Genomic DNA, 7,745 nt, shown 5'->3' on the forward strand with positions numbered 1-7,745 from the left:
TGATCCTGGTCAAACGGCTGTCGTCGGCGAGCGCTCGCTGCCGCAGAGTGTTCGACGCGGCAACGATCAATGAGACGTTATCAAGATTGCGGTTCAAACTTGAGTGACGGTCACGTCGGGGCTAGAGAAAGACGTCCGAAGGACTTGATATAAATCAACGGCTGCAAGCCGGGAGGCAGTTAAGTTTTCTCCAATTTTATGAAGCTCTGCGCCAAGCGAATATTGGGAGTTTTTATCATGCCCGAACAAGATGTTCACGTGGATCAGACGAAGAATATCTATGCCCTTATCCTGACCGCTACGCAGAAGCGATTCCAGGCGTTTGCCCAAGCTCAGTCGGAATTGACAAAGATGACTGCCGAGATCAATCGCTATTGGGCGGATCGCGGGCATTCCGAAGCAAACATGGCTTCCGAATTTGCTTCCAAATTGGTGGCCGCTCATTCCGCTTCGGACGCTGTTACCGCTTGGCAAGAATACGGCAAACACCGTCTCGAAAGAATGGCTGAGAATGGTAAGCATCTCGCCGCAGACATCCAGCAAGGCGGGTGCCGATTTAGCGCCCAAGAGTGAGCCAGCAGGCCACATCGACGCTCTAACGACAAGAAGCTAACGCTAACGAAGTTCAGGGCTGGCGTGAAGGTGGCGGCGGCTCAATTTTCTGAAGCACTGCCGCGCATTCGGCGCCGAGGCCTTCTGCCTTCAATTTCTGAGCGAACGCAACCGGAGTAGCGGTCTCTTTTCCTACTTCGTCTGTCGCTTGTTCGACAGATCGGAGGGTAGGCTGGTGGTGAAGGTGCGCCGCGCTTTAATCATTAAGGTTAGGAAGTTCTGATCATGGCAGCCGCTGATGTGAAGGAAGACTCGGTCAGTGAGGCAGAGAACTTTCGTACGCGCAGGCTCGAAATGGTCGAGCGCAGCATCGCGGCCCGCGGCGTTCGCGATGGGCTTGTTCTGGATGCGATGAGCAAGGTGCCGCGTGAGCGGTTCGTACCTGAGAGGCTTCGCGAATTTGCTTATGACGATTCGCCCTTGCCGATAGCGGACGAGCAGACGATTTCGCAACCCTACATCGTTGCTTTCATGGCCGAGGCCCTGTTGCTGAAGGGGGACGAAAAGGTACTCGAAATCGGGGCCGGCTCGGGTTATGCGGCCGCGGTACTCTCCGAGATCGCCGCGCACGTCTACACCATCGAACGGGTCGGCCGGCTTGCGGAGACGGCGGCCGCGACGCTTGCCGAACTTGGGTACGACAATGTGCATGTCAGGCACGGTGATGGAACCCGGGGATGGCCGGAGCACGCGCCCTATGACGCCATCGTCGTCGCTGCTGGCGGCCCACAAGTGCCGGAATCGCTTAAAACCCAGCTGAAAATTGGCGGCCGGCTGGTCATGCCGGTTGGATCAGATCAGACGGTCCAGGAACTGGTGCGCGTGACGCGCGTGACGGAGACCGAATATCAGAGCGAGGACATCGCCGACGTGCGATTCGTGCCCCTGATTGGCGAGGAAGGATGGGCTGGCAAGGCCCTGGAGTCAGCTCCGCCGCGACACAGATTTCGACTTGCTTCCGCCAGCGAGGATTTATTGGTGAGGAGGCTGGCGGACGCGGTCGAATCTTTCCGATCGATCGAAAAGGCCGATCTCAATCCCCTGATGGACCGGATCGGCTCGGCGCGAATTGTGCTGCTGGGAGAGGCAACTCATGGAACATCCGAGTTCTACCGGATGCGCGCCCGCATCACACAAGACCTGATCGTCAAGAAGGGATTTCATTTTATCGCCATTGAGGGCGACTGGCCGGACGCGGCGCGCGTCGATCACTATGTCAGGCATTTCAACTATCCGCCTTCCGAATGGACGGCGTTTGCTCGCTTTCCGACCTGGATGTGGCGAAATAGCGAGGTGCGCGACTTTATCGACTGGCTACGCAAGCATAACGGTACCGTCGCGCGCAAAGATCGGCGCGTGGCCTTCCATGGCCTCGATCTGTACAGCCTCTACGACTCGATCAGATTGGTTCTTGCTTATCTGGACGACGTCGACCCTGAAACCGCCAGGGTCGCACGCGAGCGCTATTCTTGCCTGACGCCGTGGCAGCGTGATCCATCGGTCTATGGTCGCGCAGCCTTGAGCGGAAAGTATCCAACCTGCGAAGCAGATGTGGTGCGCAACCTCACCGACCTTCTGGGCAAGCATCGCGCCTATGCCGAACATGACGGCGACCGTTTCCTCGATGCAGCCCAGAACGCACGCTTGATTGCTAACGCCGAGCGTTACTATCGCATTATGTATTACGGATCGCGCGCGTCATGGAATCTGCGCGACACCCACATGTTCGAGACCCTCAAAAACCTGCTGGATTATTACGGCCTCGACAGCAAGGCTGTCATCTGGGCTCACAACTCGCATGTCGGGAATTCGGCCGCGACCGAGATGGCCGCGCGCGGTGAGTACAATCTCGGCCATCTCTGCCGGAGTACGCTCGGCGCCCAGGCTTATTCGATCGGCTTCGGCACGCACCGCGGAGCCGTTGCTGCGGCATCCGAATGGGGCGGACACATGGAGGTCAAGGAGATCCGGCCGTCGCAGAGTGGTAGCTACGAACAGCTCTGTCATGCGACGGGCCATGCGAATTTCCTGCTCGGACTGCGCGGGAAGGACGATCTGTGCGGCCCGCAGGGACTGGGCAAGGAGCGCCTGGAGCGTGCGATCGGCGTGATCTATCGCCCGGAAACCGAACTTGCGAGCCACTATTTCCGCGCTGACTTGCCGCATCAATTCGACGAGTATGTATGGTTCGACGACACGCAGCCAATTACGCCGCTAGCCACGACCGAACTCAAGGGACTGCCCGATACGTATCCGTTCGGCATTTGAAAATGCCAACCCTCGTGTTCGGAACCGTTGTCTATTTTTGTTACGGTAGCGTTTCGATGTCAGTGACCACGACGCCGAGCGCAACTGCACCTGCTCAAATGCTGACTATTACTATTGCGCGTCCAATTCAGGATTGCGAGTTCGCGCTTTGTCGAGAACAGCAAGTTATCCGGGTCATTGATTTAGCGCAATGTGACCGATCCATCTTCGCTACTAGTTTTAAAGTCCGGTACCGTGGGCGCTGCACCGAATGCGCCGCCGTCGGCCGCGTCGCACAACCTTCACTCTTGCGGCAGCGGTCGCCACGTCCGGTATCGTTATGGGAATGAGAGCGGGCAGTGAGAGATCCCTATGAAATTCTTGGCGTCGCTTCAACGGCGTCGACAGATGATATCCAAAAAGCTTACCGCAAGCTTGCGAAAAGGCTGCATCCTGACCTAAATCCTGGCAATCCAGAAGCCGAAGAGAAATTCAAGGAAGTAGCCCAGGCCTATGATCTGGTCGGCGACGCTGAAAAACGCAGGAGATTTGACAACGGTGAAATTGATGCCGCGGGAGCCGAACGGCCTCGGCAGAATTATTATCGCGATTACGCAACCTCGGAACGGGATCATCCCTATACAGACGATTCCGGTTTCGCGGATTTCATGGACTCGGGAGACGCCTTCGCTGAGCTTCTGAGGCGTAGCGCTCAGGCGCAAGCGAACCGGCGCGGGCATGATCTTGAATTCAGGCTCCCGATCGAATTCATTGAGTCAATCGCCGGCGCGAACAGGCGGCTGACATTGTCCGACGGAAGTACGCTGGATGTTGCTATCCCGCCCGGCATCGTTGAGGGTCAGGTACTGCGTTTGCGGGGGAAGGGAGCCCCCGGATCGGGCAAGGGCAGACCCGGCGATGCTCTCATTGAGGTCGAAATCAAACCCGATCGTTCCTTCACACGCGAGGGCGACGACATCTATCTTGAACTACCTGTCACCCTCACGGAAGCCGTTCTCGGCGCCCGCATCAAGGTTCCCACGCCGACAGCCGTAGTAACGATGACTGTGCCGAAAGGGTCGAACACCGGGACCACGTTGCGCCTGAGGGGTAAAGGCGCGCCAAAGCATGCCGGTGGTTATGGCGATCAATTCGTCAAACTCAAGGTCCTGCTTCCCAAAGAGCCGGACCCTGAGCTTGAAGCATTCGTTTCGGGTTGGGAAAGCGGGAAGACCTACAATCCCCGTGAGGAGATGGTGCCATGAAAATCAGCAAAGAGGAATTTCTGTCGCTTGCTGGCATGGATCACGAAACGCTAGATGTCTGGATCGAGGAGGAGTGGCTAAGACCCCGCGGCTCGTCGGTTGAGCTGAGCTTCTCCAACATCGACATCGCCAGAGCACGGCTCATCCATCAACTCAAGGTGGATCTTGGCGTGAACGATGAAGGCGTGGGAGTGATTCTGAATTTGGTCGACCAGCTCTACGGCCTGCGCAGGACATTGATGGAACTGCGTCAGACAATTCGGACTGCGCCCGAACCGGATTGAGACTTTGTCGAGGACGCTCGCGTCGATGCCTTAGCGTTCCGACGTTAGCGGTGAAAGGGCGGTGAGAAGGAGAAGGCGATGTATGTCAATATCTTGATACCAACCGACGGTTCGAAACTGGCCGATAAAGCCGTCCAGCACGGCATTGCCTTGGCCAAGCGGATCGGTGCCAAAGTGACCGTGCTGACAATCTTGACGCCCTTTCATACGTTCACGATCGACACGCAGATGATCGAGGACACGCCGGCTCAATACAAGGCGCGTATGGAGGAGCACGCCGAGAAAATTCTTGGAGCTGCCGCGCGCGCAGCGCAAGCAGCCGGCGTCGCATGCGAGACGGACCAGGTCGAGCACGAACATCCCTATCGGGCGATCGTCGATACAGCGGAGTCGAAGGGCTGCGATCTGATCGTCATGGCCTCGCACGGCCGCCGTGGCGTCTCCGCGATCGTCCTCGGCAGCGAGACAGTAAAGGTCCTCACCCATTGCAAGGTCCCGGTGCTCGTCCATCGCTGAACAAAATCGCGCGCGCCGACTCACCGAGACTGAGGCTAAAGCCTGGCAAACTGTCAGTGCTGACCGGAAGCGCCAAACCTATATGCTTGTCCGCTAGATGCGCAGTTCAGAACCCGAATGGCATCAATCGTCGAATGATTTTGCTGACGGGGCCGCCGCCATACCGGCGGGCAGGCGCGCGTGACATCAAGCGCTCGAGCTGACTTGTACGCTTCGGCCGATCGCTTCGAACCGTGCCTTCTGCTCATTGGTCAGAGAACCATAGAAGCCGTTGCGCCGTGCGCACGAGCGTTACCGCTTGCAGCATGATCTCGGAGGCCTCGAAGCGGATGATGAAAATCGTTCACGGTCGAAATTAAATGAATTGGCACAGTTGATCTGAATCAACATTATATGCGCCCCTCATACGCATCCTGAGGTATGAGCGAGCAAGCAGTCATTCGACAACAGGTTGGCAACGCGGCGAAGGGCGGCGCTGAGGGATTGCCGTCCTTCCTGATGACGTTTTCGAACTCGGTGCGCCGCACCGTTGAGAGTTGCGAGCGCGAGTTGATCAAGCGCAGATCCTTGGAAATCCGCTTGCGCGACGCGCTGGCGGAGAGCGAGGCTCGAGTTCATCAACAGGCTGAGTTGATCCAGAAACAGGAGCTTCTGAGCAGGGAATCGGATCATCGGCTGATGAACGACCTGCAGATGATCGTCAGCCTGCTTTCTTTGCAGAGTCGGTCGACGCTAAACCCGGAAGCGGCGGCTCAATTGGCCGTCGCGGCCAATCGCGTTTCCATGATTGCGCGTATCCATCGTCGCCTTCATTCCTACGATGGGGTACAGGCCATCGAATTCAAGAAATTTCTCGAAGACTTCGCGCGCGATTTTTCCGCGATGTTGTCGTCTGACGAACACCCGGAGCAGGTCCTCGTCGAAGGCGTCGAAATCAAGCTGCCGGCCGCGACTGCTATTCCACTAGGCTTCATCGTCAGTGAATTGATCACCAACGCGGCAAAACATGGCAGCGGCCGCATCGTCATCCGCCTGCAGCCCGATTCCGCTCATGGTTACGCGCTTTCAGTTTCCAATAATGGGCCGGCGCTGCCGGAAGGATTCGATCCCACCGCGAGCAAGGGGCTAGGGATGAGGATCATTCAATCGTTCGCAAGGCAGATCGGCGGAGAGTTGCAGATCGGCCGCGGGGATAACGGCCAGGGTGCAAGATTTACCGTGTTGTTTTCCGGAACGGCCGCGGGGACCGGTCCGCGGACGACAAACCCAGGAACAATCGCAATGAGCCATCGGCCAGCGTCCATCAGCACGCGCGGTCAATAGCTTCAGTTCAGAAAACGTAAAATCGAATCCAATCGCCAAAAATCAACCCAGCATGGGAGCATTAGAAATGCGGAAGCTGAACGTTTCGGTCCTGATCGTTGCATCTGCGGCCTTGTCCGCAACTTTGGGTCAGGCGGAGGCACGACCGGCAGAAGGCGAAGTTCGACCGCTTCCGCGAACGCCGCGGCCGGGAGTGAAGAGAACAGGATACTGCTCCTTTGGTCCTTGGCCAGTTCCTGGATGGACCGAGTGGGGCAGGTAACTAGCCCTCTCAGCCAAGATTGTCCATGAATCCTGCAATTGACGAAGTCGGGCCGGAAGAGGTCTGGAAGGAGCCAGCTGGCCGGATTCTGACGCGACTCGTGACGACTACTGCGGGCCTTACGGCCAAAGAGGTCCAGTCGCGGTTGGAAACCTTCGGACCCAACGACGCTGCGGTCGTCAAGCGATCACCGCTCTGGTTGCAATTTCTCTCCCGTTTCCGCAACCCGCTGGTGATCATCCTGCTCGTGGCGAGCGGGTTGTCGGCGGCGACAGGCGACGTCGCAAGCTTCGCAATCGTTGTGACGATCGTCATGATGAGCATGACGATCGATTTCGTGCAGGAAGTCCGAGCTCAAAACGCAGTTGAGGCGCTGCGCCGGTCGGTGGCGGTAGAGGTAACGGTACGGCGCGACGGCGCTAGCGCCTCGATACCGATCGATCAACTTGTGCCAGGCGATATTGTCGAATTGATTGCCGGTGATCTCGTGCCGGCAGACTCGCGGCTGCTCGAAAGCCGAGATCTTTTCATCAATCAGGCGCTTCTGACCGGAGAGCCGTACCCCGCCGAGAAACATGCGAGCGATGCGCCTTCGGGCGCGGAGAACCCAGCCGGAGCGTCGAACGCCGTCTTCGCGGGAACCTCCGTCATCAGCGGCACCGCAACGATTGTTGTTTGCCGAACCGGCGCGAAATCGGCGCTCGGTCACCTTGCGACGAGCCTGGCCGAAAAACCGCCGGCCACCGATTTTGCGGTCGGCATTCGTCGTTTTGGCCTTCTCATCATGCGCCTTACGGTGCTGATGGTGTTCTTCGTGCTGGTCGTGAACATCTCATTTCACCGACCGGTGCTGGAGTCGCTGATGTTCGCGCTGGCGCTAGCTGTCGGACTGACACCAGAACTGCTGCCGATGATCGTGACCGTCACGCTTGCGCGATCAGCATTGGAGATGTCGAAGCGAAAGGTCATCGTGAAGCGTCTGACCGCGATCCATGATCTCGGTGCGATGAACGTACTATGTACCGACAAGACCGGAACGCTGACGGAAGCCACCATCAAGCTGATGCGCGCGATCGATGGGCTCGGGGCCGAGAGCAAGGCGGTGTATGCCAACGCCTACATCAACAGCCAGTTCGAGACTGGGATGAAGAGTCCGCTCGATCAGGCGATCCTTTCCGCCCAACCGTACGATATGGCCGGGTGGAAGAAGATCGACGAGGTGCCGTTCGATTTTGA

The 7,745-nt window shown here is 57.8% G+C and carries 7 protein-coding genes; all 7 read left to right on the forward strand.

Annotated elements, in window-relative coordinates:
* The first annotated feature begins 237 nt into the window (after positions 1–237).
* Positions 238–573: a phasin family protein gene (locus WB528_RS25830; protein WP_423892049.1), complete on the forward strand. Its 336-nt coding sequence runs from the start codon at positions 238–240 to the stop codon at positions 571–573.
* 264 nt (positions 574–837) lie between these two features.
* Complete coding sequence (locus WB528_RS25835) at positions 838–2,880, forward strand: protein-L-isoaspartate(D-aspartate) O-methyltransferase (RefSeq protein ID WP_423892051.1); 2,043 nt, start codon at positions 838–840, stop codon at positions 2,878–2,880.
* Between the two features lie 338 nt (positions 2,881–3,218).
* Positions 3,219–4,124: a DnaJ C-terminal domain-containing protein gene (locus WB528_RS25840; RefSeq protein ID WP_423892053.1), complete on the forward strand. Its 906-nt coding sequence runs from the start codon at positions 3,219–3,221 to the stop codon at positions 4,122–4,124.
* The gene (locus tag WB528_RS25845) at positions 4,121–4,408 is read left to right on the forward strand and encodes a chaperone modulator CbpM (protein ID WP_423892055.1); all 288 of its coding nucleotides are present in this window, start codon (positions 4,121–4,123) and stop codon (positions 4,406–4,408) included. The genes WB528_RS25840 and WB528_RS25845 overlap by 4 nt, the downstream gene beginning before the upstream one ends.
* Before the next feature lie 78 nt (positions 4,409–4,486).
* Positions 4,487–4,924, forward strand: a complete 438-nt coding sequence (locus WB528_RS25850; protein WP_423892056.1) for a universal stress protein — start codon at positions 4,487–4,489, stop codon at positions 4,922–4,924.
* Positions 4,925–5,503: 579 nt separating this feature from the next.
* Complete coding sequence (locus WB528_RS25855) at positions 5,504–6,247, forward strand: sensor histidine kinase (RefSeq protein ID WP_423892058.1); 744 nt, start codon at positions 5,504–5,506, stop codon at positions 6,245–6,247.
* A gap of 287 nt (positions 6,248–6,534) precedes the next feature.
* Positions 6,535–7,745, forward strand: a 1,211-nt coding sequence (locus WB528_RS25860) for an HAD-IC family P-type ATPase (RefSeq protein WP_423892060.1), incomplete at its 3' end; no start/stop codon positions are given.

It is taken from the genome of Bradyrhizobium sp., assembly GCF_049586575.1.
Taxonomy (GTDB): domain Bacteria; phylum Pseudomonadota; class Alphaproteobacteria; order Rhizobiales; family Xanthobacteraceae; genus Bradyrhizobium.